General features: G+C 62.4%; 17 protein-coding genes. 7 read left to right on the plus strand and 10 right to left on the minus strand.

From position 1 onward, the window contains the following. Window positions 1–4: 4 nt before the first annotated feature. The 3 genes from ABIE40_RS24900 to ABIE40_RS24910 form a co-directional block, all read right to left on the minus strand. Entirely contained in the window at window positions 5–5,869 is a 5,865-nt protein-coding gene (locus ABIE40_RS24900) for an Ig-like domain-containing protein (protein WP_199628080.1), read from the minus strand. 419 nt (window positions 5,870–6,288) lie between these two features. Continuing rightward, window positions 6,289–7,707 (minus strand): TolC family outer membrane protein, encoded by a 1,419-nt coding sequence (locus tag ABIE40_RS24905; RefSeq protein ID WP_199628079.1) that lies wholly within the window; start codon window positions 7,705–7,707, stop codon window positions 6,289–6,291. 241 nt (window positions 7,708–7,948) lie between these two features. After that, window positions 7,949–8,815 carry an NmrA family NAD(P)-binding protein gene (locus ABIE40_RS24910; protein ID WP_199628078.1) on the minus strand — a complete coding sequence of 289 codons (867 nt, stop codon included), beginning with the start codon at window positions 8,813–8,815 and terminating at the stop codon, window positions 7,949–7,951. Between the two features lie 224 nt (window positions 8,816–9,039). Between ABIE40_RS24910 and ABIE40_RS24915 the strand changes: the two genes are divergently transcribed. Then, the gene (locus ABIE40_RS24915) at window positions 9,040–10,005 is read left to right on the plus strand and encodes a GlxA family transcriptional regulator (RefSeq protein WP_199628077.1); all 966 of its coding nucleotides are present in this window, start codon (window positions 9,040–9,042) and stop codon (window positions 10,003–10,005) included. Window positions 10,006–10,175: 170 nt separating this feature from the next. After that, on the plus strand, window positions 10,176–12,269 hold the full coding sequence (locus tag ABIE40_RS24920) for a carboxy terminal-processing peptidase (RefSeq protein ID WP_199628076.1): 2,094 nt from the start codon (window positions 10,176–10,178) through the stop codon (window positions 12,267–12,269). A 42-nt stretch (window positions 12,270–12,311) separates the two neighbouring features. On the opposite strand, the gene ABIE40_RS24925 is transcribed toward ABIE40_RS24920, so the two are convergent. Further along, complete coding sequence (locus ABIE40_RS24925) at window positions 12,312–13,490, minus strand: M20 metallopeptidase family protein (RefSeq protein WP_354541139.1); 1,179 nt, start codon at window positions 13,488–13,490, stop codon at window positions 12,312–12,314. Then, entirely contained in the window at window positions 13,477–14,658 is a 1,182-nt protein-coding gene (locus ABIE40_RS24930; RefSeq protein WP_199628075.1) for a M24 family metallopeptidase, read from the minus strand. Before ABIE40_RS24930 ends, ABIE40_RS24925 begins: the two co-directional genes overlap by 14 nt. A 199-nt stretch (window positions 14,659–14,857) precedes the next feature. Here ABIE40_RS24930 and ABIE40_RS24935 point away from each other — a divergent pair, with 199 nt between their 5' ends. Together ABIE40_RS24935 and ABIE40_RS24940 are read left to right on the plus strand one after the other, a co-directional pair. Continuing rightward, on the plus strand, window positions 14,858–15,679 hold the full coding sequence (locus ABIE40_RS24935; RefSeq protein WP_199628074.1) for a bifunctional allantoicase/(S)-ureidoglycine aminohydrolase: 822 nt from the start codon (window positions 14,858–14,860) through the stop codon (window positions 15,677–15,679). Window positions 15,680–15,902: 223 nt separating this feature from the next. After that, entirely contained in the window at window positions 15,903–17,276 is a 1,374-nt protein-coding gene (locus ABIE40_RS24940; protein WP_354540990.1) for an ISNCY family transposase, read from the plus strand. Between the two features lie 306 nt (window positions 17,277–17,582). Here the strand turns inward: ABIE40_RS24940 and ABIE40_RS24945 are convergent, their stop codons facing one another. The 5 genes from ABIE40_RS24945 to ABIE40_RS24965 all read right to left on the minus strand — a co-directional run bounded on the left by ABIE40_RS24945 (window position 17,583) and on the right by ABIE40_RS24965 (window position 21,852). After that, window positions 17,583–18,836, minus strand: coding sequence for an NAD(P)/FAD-dependent oxidoreductase (locus tag ABIE40_RS24945; protein WP_199625139.1), 1,254 nt, complete (start codon window positions 18,834–18,836; stop codon window positions 17,583–17,585). Between the two features lie 63 nt (window positions 18,837–18,899). Then, complete coding sequence (locus tag ABIE40_RS24950) at window positions 18,900–19,655, minus strand: ABC transporter substrate-binding protein (protein ID WP_199625141.1); 756 nt, start codon at window positions 19,653–19,655, stop codon at window positions 18,900–18,902. 133 nt (window positions 19,656–19,788) lie between these two features. Then, a complete protein-coding gene (locus ABIE40_RS24955; RefSeq protein ID WP_354541140.1) occupies window positions 19,789–20,544 on the minus strand; it encodes a phosphatase PAP2 family protein in 756 nt (251 codons plus the stop codon). A 247-nt stretch (window positions 20,545–20,791) separates the two neighbouring features. Next, window positions 20,792–21,574 (minus strand): COG4705 family protein, encoded by a 783-nt coding sequence (locus ABIE40_RS24960; RefSeq protein ID WP_502944817.1) that lies wholly within the window; start codon window positions 21,572–21,574, stop codon window positions 20,792–20,794. A 14-nt stretch (window positions 21,575–21,588) separates the two neighbouring features. Next, entirely contained in the window at window positions 21,589–21,852 is a 264-nt protein-coding gene (locus tag ABIE40_RS24965; protein WP_199625142.1) for a hypothetical protein, read from the minus strand. Between the two features lie 196 nt (window positions 21,853–22,048). Between ABIE40_RS24965 and ABIE40_RS24970 the strand changes: the two genes are divergently transcribed. The 3 genes from ABIE40_RS24970 to ABIE40_RS24980 all read left to right on the plus strand — a co-directional run bounded on the left by ABIE40_RS24970 (window position 22,049) and on the right by ABIE40_RS24980 (window position 24,745). Further along, window positions 22,049–22,726 (plus strand): winged helix-turn-helix domain-containing protein, encoded by a 678-nt coding sequence (locus ABIE40_RS24970; RefSeq protein WP_130281187.1) that lies wholly within the window; start codon window positions 22,049–22,051, stop codon window positions 22,724–22,726. After that, complete coding sequence (locus ABIE40_RS24975) at window positions 22,713–24,080, plus strand: sensor histidine kinase (protein ID WP_199625144.1); 1,368 nt, start codon at window positions 22,713–22,715, stop codon at window positions 24,078–24,080. Before ABIE40_RS24970 ends, ABIE40_RS24975 begins: the two co-directional genes overlap by 14 nt. A 95-nt stretch (window positions 24,081–24,175) precedes the next feature. After that, the gene (locus tag ABIE40_RS24980; protein ID WP_199625875.1) at window positions 24,176–24,745 is read left to right on the plus strand and encodes a dual specificity protein phosphatase family protein; all 570 of its coding nucleotides are present in this window, start codon (window positions 24,176–24,178) and stop codon (window positions 24,743–24,745) included. Window positions 24,746–24,780: the final 35 nt, after the last annotated feature.

Consider the following 24,780-nt stretch of genomic DNA (forward strand, 5'->3'; position numbering starts at 1 on the left):
AACGTCACACGACAGGAAGCTTATGCGTGGTCAGATCGTCATCCGGCTTGATCGGCTCGAACGGATCGATCGTCACAGTCGCCGCGGTCTCGACAGGGACCGCGACCTCGTGCGTCTCCACAGCTACCGGCGCCGCCGATCCCGTGTCTGTTGCCGGGGTATCGTGCGAGATGGCCGAGAGGCCGCTGAGATCGATCTCCTGACCACCCTGATCCGGCACCAGCCCCGCCGTCTCGTCGCCGGTGGCGTGATTGGCTGAATCGCCGGTATCATGGGTGGAGCTATCGGTGCGTTCGGCCGTCGCATGCGTCGTGGCGCTGCTTGCGTCCACCGCATCGGTATCGGCAAAAGCAAGGGTCGAGATGCTGGATGCCGCAGCCGTGGCCGAAGATGCGTCGTGGATATCGACATCGATGCTCAGATCGGCGGTCAGCGCATTGCCGGTATCGGGGTCGAAGACCGTCACCGTGAAATGATCCGTACCGCCCGCCGTGACGCCGGTATCCGGCGTGTAGGTGTAGCTGCCGTCGGCATGGATCAGCAGCGTGCCGAAATCACCGGTGACGCTGACGCTGCCATTGACCATCGCGTGCGCATGGCCGTCGAAATTGACCGAGCCGACCTGGAGGTCATCGACGCTGCCGGTCGCTGAACTGGCGATGAAATTGCCGGTCGCCTTTTCTCCGACGCTGACATTGACCTGTTCCGTCAGATCCGTTGCCACCACCGATATGTCGCGTGTCAGGGCGACGCCGATATTGACCCCGGCGTCGGGAACCAGCGTTGCGCGGTAGGTGCCGGCCGGTATGTCGTCGAGGCTGATCACGGCATGGGTGCTGCCCAGACCGAGCAGATCGAGATCGAGGATGCCGTTGTGCACCTGATTGCCGAGATCGCCCGGACGCACCCACGCGCCATTCTGGAAGCGCTCGATGATGACTGTGTAGCTGCTCAGCAGGCCGATCTGCAGCGCGCCCGATATCCCGAGATCGAGGGCGACATGATTGTTTGCCCCACCGAGATTGAAGTTCACCACCGGCTGGTTTGCCGAGCCGAGGTTGACGCTTGCAAGATTTCCGATGTTGAGCCCGAGCAGATCGAACTGCGTATCGGATGCGGTGGAGGGCCTCGCTTCGGGGATATCCGTCACGCTGCGATCGAGCGTCGCTGTGGCGCTGGCATCGGTGAGCTGGAAGTCGAGCCCTGGCGCGAGAATGCTGCCGGGAAGCGAGATATTGCCGGCGGTATCCCTGAGCTCGATCTCCAGAGCGCCGCCATCGACCTGCGCCGGCGACAGGCCGATGCTAAAGGTGCCGTCGGCGTGAACCACGCCGGTACCGACGACATTGCCATCGGTATCAACGACGGTGACCGTGGTTCCAGCCTCGCCCATGCCCGTTAGCTCGGTGCCCGATGCATTGACGGAAAGACCTGTCGGCGCATCCGGTGGCAGCAGGTCCGGCGTCAGGATCGAACCGGGATCGGAGATATTGTGTGCGGCATCTTCGAGCACCACCGTCAGCGCGCCGCCATTGGCCTGTGCGGGGGACAGAGTGACGCTGAAGGCACCGCCTGCGGCCACGATCGCCGTACCGACGGCGACGCCGAGGGCGTTATAGACCGTCGCCGTCGCACCTGCTTCGCCCTGGCCGGTGAGCAGGGTGCCGGTAGCGTTGACCGTAAGCCCGGTGGGCGCGGCCGGATCGACGAGATCGGGGGTAGCCGCGGTGCCGGGATCGGAGATGTTTCCAGCGATATCCTTCTGCACCACCTGCAGATCACCGCCATCGATCTGCGCCGGGGAGAGGCCGATCGTGAAGGTGCCATTTGCGGCGACGATGCCGGTGCCGACAACAGTACCGGCAGCATTGGTCACGGTAACGGTTGCACCGACTTCGCCTTCGCCGGTCAGCGACGTCCCGGTTCCGCTGACGCCGAGCTCAGTCGGCGCGTCCGGGGCAGTGGTATCAGTGGTGGCTGTGTTTGCCGGATCGGAGTCGTTTCCAGCCGCATCAGAAAGCACGACGGAAAGGTTGCCGCCATCGGCCTGCGCGGGCGAGAGCGCCACATTGAAGACGCCGTTGGCGCCGACCGTGCCGGTGCCGACTTCGATACCGGCAGCATTGGTGACGGTGACGAGCGCGCCGGGCTCGCCTCTGCCCATCAGCGTTGCCCCGCCATCGTCGACGGAGAGATTGGTCGCCGCATCGGGCGGCGTCAGGTCGGGCGTCTCGGCAAAGCCCGGCTGCGATGTTCCGCCGGCCCCGGTCAGCACGACCTTCAGGTCGCTGCCATCGATCTGTGCCGGAGCAAGCGGGATATTGAAGGTGCCATTGCCGCCGACCATGCCCGTGGCGATGACCGTGCCGTCGGCGCGCGAAACCGTGACCGTGCTCCCGGCGAGGCCATCGCCGGTCAAGGCCGTTCCCTCGGCATTGACGATCAGATTGTCCGGTGCGGGCGGGGCATCAGGATCGGGCGCAAGCACGGTAGCCGCCGTGGAGTCATTCCCTGCGGCATCCTCCTGCGTGACACTGAGCGTCTGCCCGTCGAGCTGCGCCTGCGAGAGCGCAACGCTGAAGGCGCCGTTGGCACCGACGAGGGCAGTGCCAAGCACGGTGCCGGAACCATTGGTCACTGTGACCGTGGCACCAACTTCGCCGACACCGGTGAGCTGCAGCCCACTGGCGCTGACCAGCAGACTGGTCGGCGGCTCCGGCGGCTGAATATCCGTCAGCGGCAAAGCCGTTGCCTGCGAGGCATTGCCCGCCGCATCCGCCTGGACGATCTGCAGGGTGCCGCCCGCGGTTTGCGCCGGGCTGAGATTGATCGAGAAGCTGCCGTCGGCCGCAACGAGCCCGGTGCCGACGGTGACCCCATCGGCATCCTTGACGGTGATGGTCGCGCCGGCCTCGCCGTCGCCGGTCAGCACCGTCCGGGCGCCGTTGATCGCGACGTCGAGAGGAGCATCAGGAGCCGCGAGATCAGGTGTCGTTATCGAGGCTGTCTCGGACTGGTTGCCGGCGGGGTCGTCGAGCCTGACCGTGAGGTCATCGCCATTGGCCTGAGCCGGATTGAGCGGGATTGTGAAAGTACCGTCAGTACCGACCGTACCGGTCGCCACCTCAGTGCCGGCTTCATTGGTGACGATCACCGTCGCCCCAGCTTCGCCGCGGCCGGTGAGCACGGTGCCGGTGGGATTCAGCGAGAGATTGGTCGGCGCGTCGGGCTCCAGCAGGTCGGTCGACGGCACCTGTTCGGGCGCCGAGGCATTGCCATCGGCGTCGGTCAGAGTAACGTTGAGATTGCCGCCATCCGTCTGCGGCGGCGCCAGTGCGACGGTGAAATTGCCGTCGGTGCCAACTGTTGCCGTGCCGATGGGATCGCCACCGGCGTTGGTGACCGTAACGGTCGAGCCGGGCTCCCCCTTGCCGGTGAGACTGCCGCCATCGGCCGCGACGGCGAGATCGGTCGGTGCGTCAGGAGCGAGGAGATCGGGCGATGCGACGGTGGCTGCGGCGGATTGATTGCCCTGAGTATCCGTCAAACGGACTTCCAGGTCGCCGCCATCGGTCTGCGCCGGGGAGAGGCCGATCGTGAAGGATCCATCGGGCCCAACCGTCGCGGTGCCGATTACGGTACCCGCGGCATTGGTCACAGTCGCCGTTGCTCCGGGTTCGCCCTGGCCGGTGAGCACCGTGCCGGCATCATTGACATCGAGACCGGCGACGGCCGCGGGCGGCGTCGCATCCACTGTCGCGGCCGTGCCCGGCTCTGACGTGTTGCCGGCCGTGTCCTGAAGGGTGACCTCCAGTGGCCGCCCGTCGGCCTGCTGCGGGCTCAGCGGAACGGTGAAAGTGCCGCCCGCGCCAACGAGCGCGGTGCCGACGAGAACGCCGTCAGCGGTCGTGACCTTGACCGTCGTTCCGGCCTCGCCGCGGCCGGTGAGCACGGAGCCGGCGGGATTGACGACGAGATCGATCGGCGCATCGGGGGCGAGGTGATCCTGCGTCGGCGTCGAGGCGGCTTCCGACGTATGGCCGGCAGCATCCGAGAGAGTGACCTGCAGATTGCCGCCATCCGCCTGCGCGGGTGCCAGCGCTATGTTGAAGGACCCATCCGGCGCCACAATGCCGGTGCCGACGACATCGCCGGCAGCATTCTTGACGCTGACAGTCGCGCCGGGCTCGCCACGCCCGGTCAGCGAGACGCCGGTGTCATCGACATGCAAATTGGTCGGAGCATCGGGCCCGATCAGATCGGGCGAGAGCACGATGCCGGGCTGCGACGTGCCATTGGCATCCGTCAGCACGACATGCAGCTCCCCGCCATTCGTCTGCGCGGGATTGAGCGTCACCGAGAAGGTGCCGTCTCCAAGAACGGTACCGGTACCGACCGTATCACCGGCGGCATTGGTCACCTTGACCTGAGCGCCCCCAGTGCCTTCGCCGGTCAAACCCGTCCCTTGCGCGTTGATGACGAGACCGGTCGGAGCGGCCGGGGCATCGGCATCCGGCGCGAGGACCGAGCCCGGATCGGATGTGTTGCCCGCGGCATCCTTCAGCACGACGCTCAGGGGCACGCCGTCGCTCTGCGCCGGGTCGATGGTCACGCTGAAGGTGCCGTCGGGATTGACCGTATTGGTACCGAGCACCGTGCCGGCGGCGTTGGTGACCGTGACGGTCGTCCCGGCCTCGCCGTGGCCGGTCACGACCGTTCCGGCATCGTTGACGAGCAGACTGGTCGGCGTACCCGGCGCCTCGGTGTCGGTGATCGTCAGACCCTGCGGTGTGGAGGAATTGCCGGCCGCATCCTTCAGCACGACGTCGATCTCGCCGCCATTTGCCTGCGGCGGCGCCAGCGATACGGTGAATGTCCCATTGTTTCCGACCGTTGCCGTGCCGATCGTGACGCCATTCGCATCGGTGACCGTGACGGTAGCGCCGGCTTCGCCGCGGCCGGTGAGCGTTGCGCCGCCATTGCTGACGGCAAGCTCGGTCGCGGCTTCCGGCGCCGCGAGATCGGGCGTCGTGACGTTTGCCGCCACAGAGACGTTATGCGCCGCATCCTCCAGGGTGACGGAGAGTGCGCTGCCATCTGTCTGCGCCGGATCGAGAGCGATGGAGAAGGCGCCGTTCGGGCCGACTGTGCCCGTCCCGACCACATCGCCATTCGCATCCTTCACCGTGACGGTGGCACCGGCTTCACCCAGCCCGCTCAGCAGCAATCCGGATGCGTTGACCGTCAGATTGGTGGCGGCTGAAGGTGGATCGGTATCCGCATCGGAGTCGGAATCTGCGTCGGCATCCGCGTCCGCATCGGCATCAGCGTCCGCATCGGCATCGGCATCCGCATCGGCGTCGGCGTCTGCGTCAGCATCCGCGTCGGCATCCGCATCTGCATCTGCATCAGAATCGGTGTCGTCATCCGAGCTGCCGCCGCCACCCCCGCCGGCGGCGAGCGCGACACCGCCCGCGGCAAGAGCAAGAGGCAGCGCGATGCCGAGGAGGGATCCCGCGCCGGCACCACCAGCCGCCGCCCCGGCGCCGACGAGCTGGTCGACTGCGCCTGCGGGCGTAAAGGTGATATCGCCGGCTGCATCGGCATAGTCGCCCATCCAGACGTTTCCGGAGGAATCCTCGAGAACGAGTTCGCTCTGCTCGCCACCCTGGCTGTGATAGAAGCCCTGGACGTCGACTTCCTGGCCGTTCTGCAGATGGATGATGAGGTCGTCGCCGACGCGCGCAGTGGAGGCGATGTCACTGGGCGACAGGGCAAGCTTTACGGTGCTCGGCCTTTCGAGGACGATCTTGTCCTCCGCCACGGTTTCTGTCTTACCGCTCACCTTGTCCGAGACGATTGCGACCATCGATAGGCTCCTCAACAGCTTGGCGCCGCGTCATGCGGCCCCGGTCCACCACCGCCTTGGCGGATGATGGCGTTCAAACATGTTGCCCTTGAGCGTTTTGCAGCCGCCTCCCACAGCGACGGACACCTGCTGCTCCATCGCCGCTTTGATGTCCACGTATGGTCAAAAACTGCCACAACCAGCGGAAGCTTCAACCGCCAGTCGGTGCCGGATTTCACTTAAAATTTAGGATCGGTGAAAGTTGCTGCTCAGTTTGAGAGCATTCCGTACCGAAATGGTACAATCTGCAGCCGTGTCTGCGGCGACTGTCTTGCCGCAAAGACCCGCTTTGAGCCACTTTCGCCCTTGATATCAAGGCGATCGGCCGTCCGGAGCCGGATTGTTTCAAAAAAATTCGCAGGGAATTTCAATACGTCAGCTCAGATCGGCTTGGCGGAAGCGACTTTCTTAATGTTAGCGCTTTCATTACTCACTCCCGGTGGCGTGAGCCCAAAGACCTCTCTTAGTCGGCCTGATGCATAAGCACATTCTACATTCAACTTATAGAGGTCGAAACGCGTGTTGATTTCATCGAAGCGCGCCGAGTGAAGCTCCTGATCGGCATTCAACACATCGAGTAGGGTACGGGTGCCGAGATCGAGAAACTGCTTCTGATAGAGATCGCGTGTTTCGCGCATCATCGGCTGGCGCGACGCCAGCGATTTCTGCAGCGCCTCGAGGCTGATGACCTGGGCGCTCGATTCATTCCAGCTCTTCTGCACGTCGAAGAGCGCGGCGGCGACTGCCGCTTCCGATGACTGCGCCGCATATTTCGCGGCGTTCTGGCGGGCCTGGAACGAGCCGCCGTTATAGAGGTCGCCCTTGATCTTCAGACCGACGACATAGTCGGGATCCTCGTTGCTGTCCCACATGTTGAATTCGCCGGATGCCTCGAGCGCCAGCGTCGGCAGCATCTCGGCACGGGCGAGCTTGACGCGGGCATCGGCCTCGCGCTTGCGGGATTTGGCAGCGACGACGGCCGGAACGATCTCGAAGATCGGCGCCGCCCCGGCGCAGGCCGTCTGCAGCTTCAAGGGCATCGATGCGCCGAGCTGCACGGGCGAGGTGGCGCCCACCAGCGCATTCAGGGCGCTTGCCCAGCGCTGCTTCTGCGCGCCGATCTCGATCGCCCGCGATTCAGCCGATTGCACCCGGGCCTCGGCCTGCAGCTTGTCGGAGCGCGTGCTTGCGCCCTGATCGGTGCGTGCGGCCACAAGCTTCCCGATCGCCTGGACGTCGCCGATCTGATCGTTGGCGACGACAGCGAGCTTTTCGGCCCGTAGCACCTCGACGGATGCCAGCGCCGTCTCCCGGATGACATCGTCGACGCTCGCCAGGAACTCGGCCTTGCGCGCATCCTCAAGCGCCGATTCCGCCTCGACGCGCCCGGAGACCTTGCCGAAATCGTAGATCATCTGCGTCGCCGTCAGATTGAAGCGCGGCGCCCAGTCTCCGCGATCGTTGTTCTCGGCTCCGAGATTCACGCCGCCGCCAACCGAAGGCAGATAGCCGGACTTCGCATCGGCGATCAGCTCGCCCTGTTCCTTGATCTTGCCCGCAGCCTCGCGAATTGCCGGATGCCAGTTGATTGCGCGGCGAACAGCCGATTCCACATCCGTCACCGGCTCCAGCGAACGGCCGGTCGTGGCTGGCGGCGGCGATGACACCGTGCTGTTGCCAGTCGAGATCGACCCGGTCGTACGCGGGTCCGTTGCCGGCGGCTTCTGGGCGCAGGAGGCTTGGGCAAGGGCAATCGCAGCGAGGAGGCTGAGGGCCAGCGGCCGGCGACCTGAATGCATTCCGGGAGCTCCATCAACTGGAGATCAAAATTGCAACCGGCCCACGCATTACCAACGGCTGGCGATGAATCCACGCACTTGGATGACGCAACTATAGGTGATTCGTCAATTTCTGCAAAAGCTTAGCGAAGGCCTCGTTCTGCGATCGAGCGCAACTGACGGGCGACTGGAGCGTGCGGACCGATTTTATCCATCCGCTATCGCGCATTTTCTAATGAAACTTCCAGTCGCCGCACCCCTATCAGAGCCAGACGGCCCGGTGCTTGTCGACGAATTCTGCGAGCGTCATCGGCGCCCGGCCGGTTATCCGCTCGACAAAATCGCTGGTGCCCGCCATCAGCCCGTCACGATGCATTTCGGCAATCGCCTTGATGTGCTGCGTCAGGAACGGGATGTCCTGGCCGGCGACTTCGAGGACCCATTGCTCGCCGGTAATCGTCTCGTAGCGTACCGTCTTGCCGAGCGCAGTGCCGACGGTCTCCGCGATCTCGGGCGGCGTCAGCTCAACAGGACCGGTCAGCGGATAGGTCTTGCCAGCGTGACCGGTGGGATCGGCAAGAATGGCGGCGATGACGGCGCCCTGATCTTCGGCGGCGATCGGTGCGAAGCGGCCAGTCGGCTCGAAGGCCACGGCGTAGCGGCCCTCGCGGATCATCTTGCGCATGTAGAGCAGCCATTCGCAGAAGGCGGTCGGATGCAGATGGGCGACCGGCGTTCCCGCCCGGTCGAAGATGCGTTCCGCCAGCCAGTGCTGCTGCGCCGAGTCGCTCGGCGCGTCGGAGCGCGCAGTCTTCTGTGACATGTTGACGATGAATTCCGCGCTGGCTTCCAAGGCCGCCTGTGCGAAATGCGCCGTGGCCTGCACCAGGCCCGGCCGCATCGGATAGACGAAATAGGCACGCTTGATCCCGTCGAAAGCCCGGCGGACGGCACGGAAATCCAGAAGATCAGCGACCACGACCTCAGCGCCAAGAGCCTTGAGCTGCCCAGATCGGCCATCCTCCTTGTGCGCCAATGCCCTGACGCCGAAGCCTTTCTCCAGGAGGATTTTCGCGGCGGCGCTGCCCGTCGCGCCGGTAGCGCCGCCGATCAGGATGGTGGGTTGCATGAAATTGATCTCCGTAAGTGAAATGATGCCGGCTCGTCTGCCTGCGCACCAACCTAGCTCCTGGCGAACACGTGGCTATGGGCGTAAATGCCAACTTTGATATGACTCACGCCAATGCGGCTCGGCCATCGTACCAGTCAGGCAGGGGAGAGTTGCGCCGCCTCTAGCCATTTCCAGCGAAAGCGCATAGTGTCGTAAAAGATAATATCGAGGTCATTCACGCCATGCGCATTGCCGTCCTCGCCCTGGAAGGGCTATTCGATTCCGGGCTCACGGTCACGCTCGACGCCTTTGCCACCGCAAACTCGCTGTCGGGAAAGCTGCTCGGCGGGACGCCGCGTTTCGATGTCACCGTCGTCGGCGTACGCAAGAAGGTCACCTCGGCGCAGGGGCTGATCATTCCGGTGAAGCCGATCACACCGGATCTGAAACCCGACTGGATCATCGTGCCCGCCCTCAGGGCAACAACGCCCGAGACATTGCTGCCATCGCTGCAACGGCCGGACGTTCGCCAGGCCAAGGCCCAACTTCTGCAATGGCATCAGGAAGGTGCGCAAGTCGGCTCGTCCTGCATCGGAACGTTCCTGATTGCGGATGCCGGTCTTCTCGACGGACGGGAAGCGACGACGTCATGGTCACTCGCGCCGTTCTTCCGCCAGCGCTATCCGAAGGTTCTGCTCGATGAGACCCGTATGCTCGTTCCCTCGGCAATCGGCGTCACGGCCGGTGCCGCCATGGGGCATCTCGATCTCGCCCTTTGGCTGATCCGCAAGGCCAGCCCGGAATTGGCGTCGCTGGTATCGCGTTATCTTCTCGCAGATATCCGCTCGTCACAGGCCTTCTACATCATTCCCAATCATCTGGCGCAGGCCGACCCGCTGATTTCGCATTTCGAACGATGGTCGCGCGATCACCTGCAGGAAGGCTTCTCGCTGCAGGACGCCGCCAAGGCGCTCGGCACCAGCACCCGTTCGCTTCAGCGGCGCTGCCAGGCGGTTCTCGGCAAGTCGCCGCTCGCCTATTTCCAGGATCTCCGGGTCGAGCGGGCACAGGCGCTCCTTCATGGCAGCGGTATGGATGTGGAAGCCATCGCCACCGAGGTCGGCTATGTCGACGGCGCGACGTTGCGTACACTGCTGCGAGACCGGTTGGGGCGAGGGGTCCGTGAACTCCGGGCCGACCTGCGTTGAGTTTGCGGCTCACATTTAAAGCCAGAAAAGGCAACGATTAGCCGGGCCCGGCTCAACAATCACGAAATGCTTATCGGCAAAGATGCGCCCGCCCGGTTGCGAAAAAGCCATAATTGTTCCACCTACATCATTGTTTCGAAACGCGGCACCCAGAGTTGGATCAGAGCGGAATGCGCATACACTACGGATTATTCGGTCTTTTCCTTGCAGTTGCGCCGTCCGCGTATGCCCTGGAAGCTGCCCCGCCTGTCCTTGAGCCGCTGAAGCAGCAGGGCCAGGCAGCCCAGATGAGCGCGCAATTTCTGACGCGCTACAGCTACCGGCCGGTTCCGCTCGACGATGATCTCTCGGCCAAGATCATGGATAGCTACATCAAGGCGCTCGATCCCGACCGGACGATTTTCCTGCAGACGGACATCGACAAATTCATGGCCGACAAGGGCAAGATCGATGATGCGATCGCCCAGCAGAACCTGCAGATCCCGTTCTCGATCTTCAATACCTATGAGAAGCGGGTCGTCGACCGCATGAATTATGCGCGCGGCCTCCTCAAGCAGAATTTCGATTTCAACGCGCACGAGGATTTCGCCGTGCTGCGCGACAAGGCGCCGTGGCCGAAATCCGAGGCGGAGGCCGATGATCTCTGGCGCAAGCGCGTCAAGAGCGACTGGCTGCGCCTGAAGCTCGGCGGCAAGGATGACGCGGCGATCCGCGATACGCTCGACAAGCGCTACGAGAATACGCTGGAGCGCGCTTACAAATACAAGAGCGAAGACGTCTTCCAGACGTTCATGGACGCCTATGCGACCTCGGTCGATCCGCACACCGATTATTTCGGCGCGGCCGCTTCCGCCGATTTTGATATTTCGATGAAGCTCTCCCTGGTCGGCATCGGCGCGGTGCTGCAGGAGCGCGACGACTATACGACGATCCGCGAGCTCGTTCCCGGCGGTCCGGCGCAACTGTCCGGCAAGCTTGCCGTGGGCGACCGTATCGTCGGCGTAGGGCAGGGGGAAAAGGGTCCGATCAAGGACGTGATGGGCACGCGCCTCGACGAGGTCGTGCAGATGATCCGCGGCGAGAAGGATTCCGTCGTGCGGCTCGATATCCTGCCGGCTGAGGCCGGCGCGGAGGGCAGCCATCACATCATCAGCCTGGTGCGCGACAAGATCAGTCTCGAAAAGCAGGCTGCCCGCAAGGACATTCTCACAGTCAAGGACGGCGATGCCACCCGCAAGGTCGGCGTCATCACGCTGCCGGCCTTCTACGAGGATTTTGAAGCGCGCCGGAAGGGCGACAAGGATTACAAGAGCGCCAGCCGCGATGTCGCGAAGCTTCTGCTTGAGCTGAAGCAGGAGGGCGTCGATAGCGTCCTGCTCGACATCCGCAACAATGGCGGCGGCTCGCTCAGCGAAGCGATCGACCTGACAGGCCTCTTCATCGGCAACGGCCCGGTCGTGCAGCAACGCGGCAGCGACGGCAAGGTGGCCGTACAGAAGGCCGACTTCAAGGCTCCGGTCTGGAGCGGCCCGCTTGGCGTGCTGATCAATCGCGGCTCGGCTTCGGCTTCCGAAATCTTTGCAGCGGCCATTCAGGACTACGGCCGTGGCGTGATCATCGGCGAGCAGAGCTTCGGCAAGGGCACGGTACAGACCGTGGTCGACCTCGACGAGATGGCCAATAACAGCAAGCCGAAATTCGGCGAACTGAAGGTCACCATCGCGCAGTTCTTCCGCATCAATGGCGGCACGACGCAGCTGCGTGGCGTAACCCCCGATATCAGCCTGCCTGGTCTTTCGGACCCGTCGACCTTCGGCGAGACCAGCTACGACAACGCGCTGCCCTGGACGCAGATCAAGGCCGCGAAATATTCGCCGGAAGGTGACGTCACGGCGATGCTGCCGGAATTGCTGAGCCGCCACGACGCGCGGGTGAAGAACGATCCTGATTACAAGAGCCTGCTGGAAGACATTGCCGACCTGAAGGCGCAGCGCGAGAAGGGCACCATTTCGCTGAACGAGGCCGAGCGCCGCAAGGAGCTGGCAGCGCGTGAGGCCCGGCTGAAGTCCCGCGCAGCGGTGACCGGTGGCGACGATCCCGATGCAGACGACGGCCTGCAGTCGAACGAGCGCAGCCTGAGCGCCGATCTCGCGATCGAAAATGCCCGCAAGAAGGCAAAGGACGTGCTCTTGACCGAAGCTGCCGCCATCGTCTCCGACGAAGCGGATCTGCTGCAGGCGTCGCCGAAGGCCGCTCAGAAGTAAATGAAACGGCGCCGGTGGAAAACCACCGGCGCCGCTTCCAACTCAGACGCCGAGCGCCTCGCACGCCACCTTGGCAATCGTCTCGGCGCCGATTTTCAGCGCGGCTTCATCGACCCGGAATTGCGGATGGTGCAGCGGGTATATCGAGCCGTCGGTCTCGTTGCGAATGCCGAGCCTGAAATAGACCGATGGCCGCTTCTCGCTGTAAAAGCCGAAATCATCCGCCGCAGTCCAGCCGGGCGCCGCAATCGAAGTGCCGTTCCCAAAGAGCTGATCCGCTGCCGACGAAACGATCTGCGCCAGCGCCGCGTCATTGACGACCGGCGGCTCTCCCTCGATCAGCTTGAACTCGACCGTTGCGCGGTGGGCGGCGGCAAGCCCCTGCAGGATTTCATGAACCCGCTCGCGGGCCCGAAGCCGGGTAGCCGGGCTGCCGCTGCGGATCGTTCCCTTCAGGCGCACGGTATCGGCAATGACGTTATAGGCGCCGCCGCCCTCGATACCGGTGATCGACACGACCAGGGGATCATAGGCATCCGTTTCCCGAGCAACGATCTTCTGCAGTTCCGAGACCATGGCGCAGGCCGCGGCAATCGCATCGACTCCTTCCGCCGGTTTCGCGGCATGCGCGGATGTGCCCCTGACGATGACATCGAAAATATCGCTCGCCAGCGTATAGGGTCCGCCGGAGACCGAGATTTTGCCGGTCTCGGTATAGGGATCGACATGGATGCCGATCGCCGCGTCGATATCGTCAAGCAGGCCTTCCTCCACGATACGCCGCCCGCCGAGCGGCTCTGCCTCTTCGGCCGGTTGGAAGATGAAGCGGACCGTCCCGGCAAAGCTGTCGCGATGCCGGTGCAAGTGAGTGGCCGCTGCAAAGACCATCGCCGCATGCGCATCGTGCCCGCAGGCATGCATGACACCGGGTTTCGCCGAGGAAAACACAACGCCCGAGCGCTCCTCAATCGGCAGCGCATCGATATCGGCGCGCACCGCGACCTTGCGGTTGGAGAAGCCGCCGGTACCGGCGATATCGACCGAAAGGCCGTAACCCGCGACATCACGGATATCAGCCAGTCCTTCGGCCTCCAGCTGCGCGCGAAGATAGGCCTGGGTTTCGGCTTCCTCGTTGGAAAGCTCGGGATTGGCGTGGAGGTGCCGGCGCACGGCAATCATCCGCGCGACAAGCTCGGCAGGCAGTTGATCAGGCCCTGGCATGGATTTCTCTCGGCAGGTTGGTCAGCGTCTCGGCGCCGGTCGCGGTCACCAGAATGGTCTCGCTGACCTCGATGCCCCATCCATCCATCCACATGCCCAGAATGGAGTGGATGACATTGCCGGGCTGCAGCACGCTCTTGTCGCCGGGGCGAAGGCTGATCGTGTGCTCGCCCCAGTCCGGCGGGTAGGCGACGCCAATCGAATAGCCGATGCGCGACTCCTTCTTCAAACCATAGCGCTCGATGACCTTGCGCCAGGCGAGCTCGACATCTTCGGCCAGCACACCCGGCCGGATCGACGACAGGACCGCCTCCATGCCCTCCAGCACCGCCTTTGCCGTCTCGGTCACCTGAGGTGATGCCTTGCCAAGCTGCATGGTGCGCGCCAGACCCGCCGTATAGCGGCGGCAGACACCGGCAAGCTCGAGCGCAATCGTCTCGTCCTTGCCGAAACGGCGGTCGCTCCACATGATGTGCGGCGCCGAGGCATTCTCGCCGCCGAGGATGGTCGGGGGCAGGGCAGTGATATCGCCTGCATAGTCGGCACTTCCGGCCACCTGCGCGGCCTGGATCTTGGCGATCGCATCGCATTCGCGCACACCCGGCGCAATCGCATCATAGGCCGCCGTCACAGCCGCTTCCGCCAGACGCGATGCCTTCCTGAGATAGCCAATTTCGGCTGGGCTCTTCACAGAGCGTATCCAGTTGACGAGGAGATCGGCATCGACGAACGTCGCGTTCGGCAACCCGGCAACGAGGCGCGCATGCGCCTTCGGCGAATAGTAATAGGCCTCCAGCTCGATACCGATCCGCCGTCCGCCCCAGCCTTTCGAGACGATCCATTGGGCGATCCAGTCCATCGGATGACGATCGGCCTGCTGCACATAAGGCTCCGGGAAGCCGACGACGTTCTCCGGCTTCATCCAGGCCGTCAGCAAGCCGCCCGCCGCATCCATGGCGCGCCCGAGCCAGACCGGCTCGGCGCCGTCTTCGACCGGCACCAGCACCGTCTGCGGCGTATAGAAAGACCAGCCGTCGTAACCGGTGATGTAATGCTGGTTCGCGACGTCGTTGATCACCAGAAGCTCAAGCTCGCGCCTGCGCATCTCGACGCGGATCTTTGTGAGCCGCTCTTGGTATTCCTGCCGTTCGAACGGTAGCTGGATCATTCTTGCCCCTCTCTATGCCTGCCGTAGCGCTGCCTCGCGCACCATACCCGATGACAAGAGCTTGGCACCTGAGCCGCAAATTTTTGGTCTAAAATAGTGGCGCCGCATAGACGATCTCTCTTTTCGCGCCGACGCTTCTTGAGAAGGTGGAAACCAAAGGCTACCGTTCGAGACCTTCAAGACGCAGAGAGAATCTCCCATGGAAAACCGCTCCTACTATTCCCCGCCAGGCGGACTTCCGCCGCAGACCGATCTGCTCTCCGGCAAGGCCGTGTTCACGACGGCATATGCGGTTATCCCGAAGGGCGTGATGACCGATATCGTCACCAGCTATCTGCCGCACTGGACGAAGACCCGCGCCTGGATCATCGCCCGCCCGATGACCGGTTTCTCCGAGACCTTCTCACAATATATCATGGAAGTGGAACCCGGCGGCGGCAGCGCAAAGCCGGAATCCGAGTCCCGCGCCGAAACGGCAATCTTCGTCGTGGCGGGCACACTGGCCATCGGCCATGAAGGACGCGTCCATCACCTGAACGCCGGCTCCTTCGCCTTCCTGCCTGCCGGAAGCGCCTGGACGCTGCAGAACGACGGCGCCGATGCCGCGACCTTCCACTGGATCCGCAAGGCCTTCCAGCCCGTCGAGGGAGTGGAGCCGCCGCCCGCGATCTTCACCCACGAAGACGAACACCCGCCGGGCGCGATGCCGGGCACCGAAGGCAAGTGGGCAACGACCCGCTTCATCGACCCCGCCGATATCCGCTACGACATGCATGTCACCATCGTGACCTTCGAGCCGGGCGCCGTGATACCCTTCATGGAAACCCACGTCATGGAACACGGCCTCTACGTCCTCGAAGGCCGCGCCGTCTACCGCCTCAACCAGGACTGGGTGGAAGTCGAAGCCGGCGACTTCATGTGGCTGCGCGCCTTCTGCCCGCAAGCCTGCTACGCCGGCGGCCCGGGCAAATTCAGGTACTTGCTCTACAAGGACGTCAACCGGCATGCGCCGCTTTGGTAGAAGCGAAGCGTAAAGGGTTTGGGGCTATTTGATGAATGAGGTGAATGTGGGCCTCTAAGCACAGACTACAGTTGATGTTTTTAAACATCGGCTCAATCCGTCATGTGGTTCCATAACGTATGTTATGCGATCTTTTGATGTAGCCGCAAAGTTAGAATGTCCTGTTTCTGCAAAGTTGGAATGTCACACTCCCCGGGTCTGAAGGATGCGTGGGAGATTGCAGATGGGATTGATAGCGATGAGCGAGCGCGATCTGCAGCGGATTGAGATTTTATCGAAGGTGGCCGCTGGCCGGATGACGACGGTGTCAGCGGCGCATGTGCTTGACCTGAGCGAGCGCCAGGTGCGCCGACTTCTGGAACGGATACGGATTGGCGGCGCGGCATCGATCCGCCACAAGGCGATTGGCCGGCCATCGAACAACCGGATCAGCGACGGCGTTCGGGACTATGCGATGACGCTGGTTCGCGAACGTTATGCGGATTTCGGTCCGACCTTGGCGACGGAGAAGTTGGCTGAGCGCGATGGCTTGCGGGTGTCGCGCGAGACGGTGCGCGGTTGGATGTCGGAGGCCGGACTGTGGTTATCACGCAAGCAGCGGCGGACGTTTCATCAGCCACGGCTTCGACGCGAGGCTTATGGCGAGTTGGTGCAGATCGACGGATCGGAGCATCGCTGGTTCGAGGATCGCGGGCCGCCTTGCTCGCTGCTGGTGTTTGTCGACGATGCGACCGGCAGGCTGATGCAACTGCGTTTCGTGCGCTCGGAAAGTGCCTTCACCTATTTCGAGGCGCTGGAACTCTATCTCCAGCGTCACGGCGCGCCGATTGCCTTTTATTCGGACAAGCATTCGGTGTTCCGGGTGGCGAAGAAGGATGCCAAAGGTGGCCAGGGCATGACCCAGTTCGGGCGTGCACTTTGCGAGTTAAACATCGAGATTCTATGCGCAAATTCGAGCCAGGCCAAGGGTCGTGTCGAACGCATGAACCGGACGCTGCAGGACCGCCTGGTCAAGGAGCTCAGGCTTTGCGGCATCGACAGCATGGAGGCCGGCAACGCGTTTTTGCCGGACTTCATGGAGGACTACAATGCGCGTTTTGCGGTTACCCCTGCCCGGTCTGATGATCTGCATCGGCCGCTGAATCTGGCGCCAGATCGGTTGACGGAGATCCTGTGCAAACGCGAGCAGCGCTATGTTGGATCGCAGCTGACGTTTTCGTTCGAGCGCCAGCGGATCATGCTGGAGGAGACCGATGTGACGCGTGGGCTGGTGGGGCGCTATGTCGAGACCTATGCCTATGCCGACGGTCGTCTGGATGTGCGGTGGAAAGGCTACTCCCTGCCCTACACGGTGTTCGACAAGGACCAGCGGGTGACGCATGCCGCGATCACCGAGAACAAGCGGTTGGGTGATGTTCTGGCCTATATCAAGGAGCGCCAGGAGCAGCAGGACAAGCCGAAGGTGAAGAGCAGCAGTGACAAGAATGGCTACGTCAAACGGGCTCGCGGACCTGGCCGGCGGAAGGATTTCATGAACGATCCGGCAGTGATCGCACGGCGCCAGAAAGCACTGTCGCGACAGCAGGCTGCGGAGTGAGGCGTGTCAAAGCTAAAGCCGAAGAGGTGTATTTACCACCCGCCCCGATCTGATCTTGCAACCGGGATCAGCCGCTCAGATCGGGGCTGACCGTTGTGCCGTGTGATGACCACGCGGACATTTCTACCTTGCAAACCGCCGGACATTCCAACTCTCCCGCCACATTTGATGGGCGTTGGTACATTCTATTTCGTAAAGCGACAGTTGTGCCAGTTAGAGATGCGACGGTCTCGCTTGGCCGCCGTACTCTCCGCAGTATCACCGTCCATGTCGGCCGTCGACGATACCGGCGCCTGTTGCCGGCGGCTAGAGGAAGCGTTGCGGATGGAATGGTTTGGGGGCCGCAAAGGTTTCTTCACCAACCATCTGCTCCGCCAAGAGCCGCCCGCCGGCTGGCCCGAGCGTGAGGCCGTGATGCGCATGGCCGAAATTGAACCAGAGACCCGCATGGCGTGGCGCCGGGCCGATGACCGGGCGCATGTCCGGGAGGCACGGACGAAGGCCGAGCCAGGGCGTTGCCTCCACCTGATCACCAAGCGGAAAGAGTGCGCGTGCCATCGTCTCGGCCCGGCCGAGCTGGATTGTGTTGACTGGTGCATCGGGTGCAGCGAACTCGATACCGGTCGTCAAGCGAATGCCCCGGGCCATCGGTGCCAGAACGTAGCCGGCTTCTTCGTCAACGACCGAATGGCCGAGTGGCTGGCCGCCGCTCTGGGCGTAGTGCCGGTGATAGCCCCGCTTGACGGCCATCGGCAGAGCGTAACCGAACTTTCGAAAGATCAGGCCGGATTGCGGGCCGAGGGCAACGACGACCTCCCTCGCCTCCAGGATCGAGCCGTCTTCTGCCGCCAGTGACCAACCGTTCTTCTCCTCGCACAGCATCGCCGCATCAGCGCGGACGATCCTGCCGCCCGAGGCAGTGAAGGCTCTCGCATAGGCGGCTGTCAGCGCTTGCGGATCGGTCACGGTTTTCGGATCGAGCCAGTGAATGGCGCCGGCGATTTCCGTGTCTGTTGCCGCGAAAGCCGGTTCGAGCGCCTGAAACGCCGGACCATCGAGGATCCTGATCGCCAGTCCATATTTCGATAGACTTGCGGCCTCCGCCCGGGCGGCATCAAACCGCCGGGTGTCCTTGTAAAAAGAGATCCAGCCGTCAGAGCGGATGAGGCGAGACGCCCCTGCCCGCTCGATCAGCTTGTCATGTTCGCTGATACTGGCCTCGACCAGAGGCAGAAGCGCGCGGGTCGATATCTCCAGATTGGCAGGTGAGGAATGCCACCAGTAACGTGCCAGCCAGGGCGCGATCCGGGGCAGATAGAAAGGGTCGTAGCGGACGTCGGACGCGCGGTTCAGCGCGTATTTTGCGATCGTCGTAAATTGCCGCGGAAAGGCGTAAGGGATGACCGAGGAGCGCTCGATCAGCCCCGCATTGCCGTAGCTGGTCCCGCCGCCCGGCTCACCGCGGTCGGCAAGCACGACCGAGCGGCCGCGATCCTGGAGATGTATGGCCGCACTCACGCCGACGATGCCGGCACCGAGAACGAGGATGTCTGTTTTCATCGGATAGCTGACAGGGTTGGCGCAGAGGCTTTTGGACCTCTGCGCGACTGGATCGCCAGGCGATCAGTAGATGTCGAAGGGGAAATATTTTCTGGTGATTTCCTGGTACTTGCCGTTGGCGACGAGCGCATCGATTGCCTTGTTGAAGCGCTCCTTCAGCTCGGTGTCGCCCTGGCGAATGCCGATGCCGGCTTGCGTTTCGGTACCGGGAACGTCGCCAAGCAGCTTGCAGCAATCCTTGCCGGCCTTGTTCAGCCAGTCCACGACAACGAATTTGTCGGAAATCAAAGCGTCCATGCGGCCATTCTGCAGATCGGCGACCGCTTCGTCCTGGGTCGGATACATTTTCGCTTCGGCACCACCCTTGGCATAGTGGTCGTTGAGATAGTCAGCCTGCGTCGTCGATGCCTGGGCGCCGACGATCTTGCCCTTCATGTCTTCGACCGAAACGCCTTTGAGGTCGCTATCCTTCGGCACCGCAACAGCAAGCGGCGTCGTATAGTATTTGTTGGTGAAATCGATCTGCTTCTTGCGTTCGTCGGTGATGCTCATCGATGCGATGATCGCGTCGTATTTCTTCGCGAGAAGTCCCGGGATGATGCCGTCCCAGTCCTGGGCGACAATCGTGCACTTGGCTTTCATCTCCTGGCAAAGCGCATTCGCCATGTCGACATCGAGACCCTCGAGGCTGCCGTCCGATTTGACATAGTTGAACGGAGGATAGGCGCCCTCGGTTGCAATGCGGATCGTGTCGTCCGCGCGGGCAAGATGTGCTGCCGCCAGCAAGGCTGCGGCAGCCAGGAGGATGGTCTTTTTCATTGCTGTTCCCTTTTTGGATTATTCGCCTGCTGAGTGTAGCAATTCCGACCTGCTTCACAACCCTGAACAGGCCATGGCGTGCGCCGCCGGGCGAAGCCGCGCTTCGGCTACGGCTGCGAAGTCCGATATACGGCTACTCCGGAAGATGAGACGCGATGCGCTCCTCAAGCGCAAGCAGGCCCAAAAAGACGGCGATCGAAAGCAGCAGGCCAAGCGTTGCGTCGGACGCGTAATGCGCGCCGACGGCCACCCGAAGTCCGGCTGTCGCAACCGAAGCCAGGATGACGGGAGGTGCTATCCAGATGCGGTAGCGGGGTGGCAACACGAAGAGAACGCATATCAGCCAGCCTGCGCCGGATGCTTCCCCGGATACGAACGAGCAGTTTCGTTCGCAGGCTCCATTGAACGATCCCGCCGGCATGAATTGGAGCTTGCCGCCAAAGAGATCGGTATCAAACGGACGCGGCCGGCCGGAATGCGTCTTGAGGAACAGATTGGTGATCAACCCGGTTCCGATGCCGAGGCTGAGGAGGGATATCCAAAGCCGCTGTACCGGCATCCGATAGCGAAGCATCGGCGAGTATCCCGCAACCAGCAACGCAATCACGACCGCCGCGGCAGCCAGATAGGGCAGCGCATAGAGAAGCCACCGAAGGGTCGTGATCCACGCAACCTTGCTGAGTGTGAAATGTCCGCATTGCGGCACCGTGGCTCGGTCCATACAGAGCGCAGAACTGAAGAAACTCTGCGAAATCCTGACATCGATCATCGGCCATGCATGGAATATCGCCAGCAACAGAAACCAGAACGCCGTCAGAACGAGGAAGGAATCGAGATAGGTCCGTTGGCGGGAGACAGCATGTAGGGTGGTCATCGCGGCGCTCTTCATGGAAATGAGACGTCGCCGCCATATTCCGGTTGCGCCTGACAGGAACCTGAACGGATCCCGCTGAATTCTTTACGGATCCGTAAAAATCCAAACCCTGCGAGCGGGACCTGTTTCGAGCGTAGCAATGTTGATGCCGCGGACCGAAGCACTTCCAGGCTCCAACGTCCCATTTGCGCCAGGACTTCCTCGAAGCCGAGCAGATCGGCCTGGAGCCGAGATCTCGCCCGCTACGAAGGCTGCCTCTCGTTCAGCGGGAAAGCCCGGTTGTTTCACGCTGATCCTGGTCGGCCGTCATGTAGATGACGATCAGGATGATCGCTCCAAGAAAAGCGAAGCTTGTGTAGATCGTCCCAAAACCAAGGCCACCATATTCACTCGGCTGCGATAGCAGATCGCCGAACGAAGCGCCGAGCGGGCGGGTGAAGATATATGCCAGCCAGAACGCCGCGACGCCGTTCACCTTGAGGATGAAGTACGCCGCAGCAATCGCCACGATCAGTGCCAGAAAGATCAATGCGGTCGTCAGATACCCGAAGTCGAACTTCTCGGCCACCAGATCGCCCGCGGCCGTTCCGAGCGCGAATGTGAACAGGATTGCCAGCCAATAGAAGCCTTCGCGGCGGTTGGTGAAAATCGTGTGGATCGAAAGCGTTCGCTCCGTCAGATGCCATCCGAGGAACGTGGCGCCGAGCGCGACCGTGAAGAAGATCGTCGATGCCTCCAGTGAAACGCCGAAATTGTCCGTGAGGTTGTCGGTCACCAACGTCCCGACGACGCTGATAAGAACCACGGCGGCCCAGTAGGCGGCAGGCACATAGCGCTTCTGTGCAAATTGTGCTCCGACCACGACGACGAGGACGATGGTCATGATGATGGACGTCAGCGTCAGGCCGAGGCCGAGATTGACGGCCAGGTAGTCGGCTGCGGTCTCTCCCATGGTGACCGCCATGAGTTTGATGAGCCAGAAATCGACGGTCACCTCGGGCACGCGATTTTCCGGCCCGGCAAGCTGCTGGTTTGCCATGGTCATGGTCTATCCTCCGCTCACTTGCCGATGATCTGCATGGCTTCGGTGAGGAACTTGTCCGCACGCGTGTCGTCGTCGGCATTGCACCTTTCGACCGCCTTGGTCTCGAGTTCCTCGACCTTTTTCATGTCGGCGTCTGAAAGCTTTGCGGACGCTTTCGCAGCACGCATGTCCTTCAGCATGTCTTCGCAGGGTACGGCAGCGTGAACGGGCACGGCGATTGCGATGAGCCCGAGAGCCACGACGGAGTTCAAAGCGGCGGCGGCTACAATTGTCTTCATGATTTTGGTCCTCTCGCTGGAGCGGTTTTGATGCAGCAGGATTGCAGCGAGGGGGACGATATTGACCGGGACATACAAGCGCCTTGCCGGAACCATACCATTTGGTAAGGCCGCGACTTTACGAAACCGTATGTTGTAGGATGCGCATCATCGCGGTTACATTTTCGCTCGAACATCAATCTGGTGAAAACCTCAAATGCGCCTTCTCCTGGTCGAGGACGATCGCAAGACGTCGGAATACGTGGCCAAGGGCTTCGCAGAGGCAGGGCATGTCTGCGATGTCCTCGCCGATGGACGCGACGGGCTCTTCCAGGCTCAGCGTGAGGCCTACGACGTGATCGTCGTAGACCGGATGCTGCCCGGCCTCGACGGCCTGTCGCTCGTCCGGTCTCTGCGCGCAGCCCGCGTCGGCACCCCTGCCCTGTTCCTGACCTCCATCGGCGGCGTCGACGATCGCGTCGAGGGACTAGAGGCAGGCGGCGATGACTATCTGGTCAAGCCATTTGCATTCTCCGAGCTGCTTGCGCGGGTAAACGCGCTCGCCCGGCGCCCGCCGGTTCAGGAGCAGAAGACAGTGCTGAGGGTCGCAGATCTCGAACTGGATCTGATCCGCCGCGAGGCCCGCCGCGCCGGTCAGGCGATTGAGCTTCAGCCGCGGGAATTCACCCTCCTGGAAGTGTTGATGCGCGGCGAAGGACGGGTGCTGACCAAGACCATGCTGCTCGAACGCGTCTGGGATTTTCATTTCGATCCCAAGACCAGCGTGGTCGAGACCCATGTCAGCCGGCTGCGCGCCAAGATCGACAAGCCGTTCCAGACGCAGCTCCTCCATACGGTGAGGAACACCGGATATAGCCTGCATGCGCCTCGCTAGCCTGCGCCGTAGCACGCCCTTCCGACTGGCCATGACCTTTGGGGTGCTGTTCATCCTGACGTTCGTCGTCAGCGGCGCCGTCATGTATCACATGCTGCGCACGGGCCTCGCCCATGAGATGGATGCGTCTCTTCAGGAGATGAATTCCGTCATTGCGTCGACCTATGCGCCCGATGACATGGAAGATCTGATCGCGACGCTGAACAGCTACGTCAATCTGCAGACGACCAAGGACGGGCTCTATTCGCTTGTCGATGCGAGGGGGAACAGGCTCGCGGGCAACTTCACAGCGATCAAGATGCCGCCGGGCGTCTACACCATCAATCCGGAAGACATCGGCCAGCCCGGTTCCGGCAGATTCAGGATCCAAGTCACCGAACTTGGACCGAACCTCCTGGTGGTCGGAGAAAGTTTCTCCGACATGGATGACCTCTTGAAGATCGTGCTGGTGAGCCTTGGCTGGGCGGCCCTGCTGGTTGTTGTCGCGGCGCTGGGCGGCGGCATCTTTCTGGCAGCCAGAGCCCAACACCGCCTTGATGCGGTCGCCCGCACGATGCTCGACGTTTCCAACGGGTGGCTCGAGAGCCGGATTCCGCTCAAGGGAAAAAGCGATGACCTCGATCTCGTGGCGATGCAGATCAACAGCGCTCTCGACCGCCTTTCGGGCTTGGTCGAGGGGATGCGCCAGGTCAGTGCCGATATCGCCCATGAACTCAAGACGCCGCTCAATCGCCTGAAGATGACGCTCGGCGATGCGATTGAGGGTGCCGCCGGCGGTCGCGATGTCGGCTCGCTTTTGGCCGATGCGCGCGCCGAAAGCGACCAGATCAACGCGACTTTCGAGGCCCTGCTGCGCATCTCGCAGATCGAAGCCGGTGCGCGCCGGCAGCGCTTCCAGAAAGTCGACCTTGCCGGGATCCTGACCTTCGTCGAGGAGGTCTATGCCAGCGTGGCCGAAGACAATGGCCAGATGCTCGAGTTGCTCCCCTCGCCTTCGGTCGAGATTATGGGTGACCGAGAACTCCTCACCCAGATGGTGGTCAATCTCGTCGAGAATGCCATCACCCATTGTCCCGAAGGGACACGGATCGGCATGGCTCTGCTGCAGGCCGACGGCGAGACGGTTCTTCGCGTGGTCGATAACGGAGCGGGTATCCCTTCGGACGAACGAGACAATGTGTTCAGGCGCCTCTACCGCATGGACAAGAGCCGAACGACATCAGGAAGCGGACTTGGCCTCACCCTCGTAAGGGCCATTGCCGATCTACATTTTGCGCATATCGAGCTTGGCGACAATCGCCCGGGACTGGCAGTTGCCGTGTCGTTTCCAGATCCGCCGCCATCGGCCGGATAGAAGGTTGCTGGCCCTCGGCGTCACAAATCTGACATTCAGGTGGCCGTCAGGAAATCACATCATCAGCTTCGCAACACGCCATGCTGCGAGACACGATGAAGAACCACGCCAAGCTATCCATTGCCGTCGGAACCGTTCTCTCCATCGGGGGAGCTCTCGGCGGCTATGCTGCTTACCTGCAGGCCGTTGGAAATTTCCATACTGTCATCGAGGGGCAGCTTTACCGTTCTGCGCAGCCGACCCCGGCGCAGCTCGACGCCTACGTCAAAGATCACGGCATCAAAACGATCATCAATCTGCGTGGTGAAAAGCAGAATGCCGCCTGGTACCAGGCGGAAATCAGAACCGCCGCCGAACTCGGCGTCGAGCATATCGATTTTGCAATGTCGGCCTCCCGGAAGCTGACACCGGACCGCGCCGACGAGATCGTGGCGATCATGGCGGCAGCGCCCAAACCGATCCTTGTCCACTGCCAGTCGGGATCCGACCGCACCGGGCTCGTCTCGGCGATCTATACCGACAGGATCGCTGGTGAAGGTGAGGACAGAGCCGAGAGGCAACTATCCTTCTACTATGGCCACGTCGCGCTCCCCTTGATTTCGGCTGCCTGGCCGATGGATGCAAGCTGGGAAGATCTCGAAGCGCATTTCGAGCGCAAGGGCTGACCAGCGGATCGCTTTCCGGATGAAAGCGCCAGCAA

This window comes from Rhizobium sp. OAE497, from assembly GCF_040546565.1.
Classification (GTDB): Bacteria; Pseudomonadota; Alphaproteobacteria; order Rhizobiales; family Rhizobiaceae; genus Rhizobium.

Excerpts from the sequence above, each read along its gene's own strand:
- ABIE40_RS24945 (WP_199625139.1), bottom strand. The coding sequence starts at position 18,836 with ATGAAAACAGACATCCTCGTTCTCGGTGCCGGCATCGTCGGCGTGAGT.
- ABIE40_RS24975 (WP_199625144.1), top strand. The coding sequence starts at position 22,713 with ATGCGCCTCGCTAGCCTGCGCCGTAGCACGCCCTTCCGACTGGCCATG.
- ABIE40_RS24905 (WP_199628079.1), bottom strand. The coding sequence starts at position 7,707 with ATGCATTCAGGTCGCCGGCCGCTGGCCCTCAGCCTCCTCGCTGCGATT.
- ABIE40_RS24910 (WP_199628078.1), bottom strand. The coding sequence starts at position 8,815 with ATGCAACCCACCATCCTGATCGGCGGCGCTACCGGCGCGACGGGCAGC.
- ABIE40_RS24940 (WP_354540990.1), top strand. The coding sequence starts at position 15,903 with ATGGGATTGATAGCGATGAGCGAGCGCGATCTGCAGCGGATTGAGATT.
- ABIE40_RS24960 (WP_502944817.1), bottom strand. The coding sequence starts at position 21,574 with ATGACCATGGCAAACCAGCAGCTTGCCGGGCCGGAAAATCGCGTGCCC.
- ABIE40_RS24900 (WP_199628080.1), bottom strand. The coding sequence starts at position 5,869 with ATGGTCGCAATCGTCTCGGACAAGGTGAGCGGTAAGACAGAAACCGTG.
- ABIE40_RS24965 (WP_199625142.1), bottom strand. The coding sequence starts at position 21,852 with ATGAAGACAATTGTAGCCGCCGCCGCTTTGAACTCCGTCGTGGCTCTC.
- ABIE40_RS24970 (WP_130281187.1), top strand. The coding sequence starts at position 22,049 with ATGCGCCTTCTCCTGGTCGAGGACGATCGCAAGACGTCGGAATACGTG.
- ABIE40_RS24955 (WP_354541140.1), bottom strand. The coding sequence starts at position 20,544 with ATGAAGAGCGCCGCGATGACCACCCTACATGCTGTCTCCCGCCAACGG.
- ABIE40_RS24920 (WP_199628076.1), top strand. The coding sequence starts at position 10,176 with ATGCGCATACACTACGGATTATTCGGTCTTTTCCTTGCAGTTGCGCCG.
- ABIE40_RS24980 (WP_199625875.1), top strand. The coding sequence starts at position 24,176 with ATGAAGAACCACGCCAAGCTATCCATTGCCGTCGGAACCGTTCTCTCC.
- ABIE40_RS24930 (WP_199628075.1), bottom strand. The coding sequence starts at position 14,658 with ATGATCCAGCTACCGTTCGAACGGCAGGAATACCAAGAGCGGCTCACA.
- ABIE40_RS24950 (WP_199625141.1), bottom strand. The coding sequence starts at position 19,655 with ATGAAAAAGACCATCCTCCTGGCTGCCGCAGCCTTGCTGGCGGCAGCA.
- ABIE40_RS24935 (WP_199628074.1), top strand. The coding sequence starts at position 14,858 with ATGGAAAACCGCTCCTACTATTCCCCGCCAGGCGGACTTCCGCCGCAG.
- ABIE40_RS24915 (WP_199628077.1), top strand. The coding sequence starts at position 9,040 with ATGCGCATTGCCGTCCTCGCCCTGGAAGGGCTATTCGATTCCGGGCTC.
- ABIE40_RS24925 (WP_354541139.1), bottom strand. The coding sequence starts at position 13,490 with ATGCCAGGGCCTGATCAACTGCCTGCCGAGCTTGTCGCGCGGATGATT.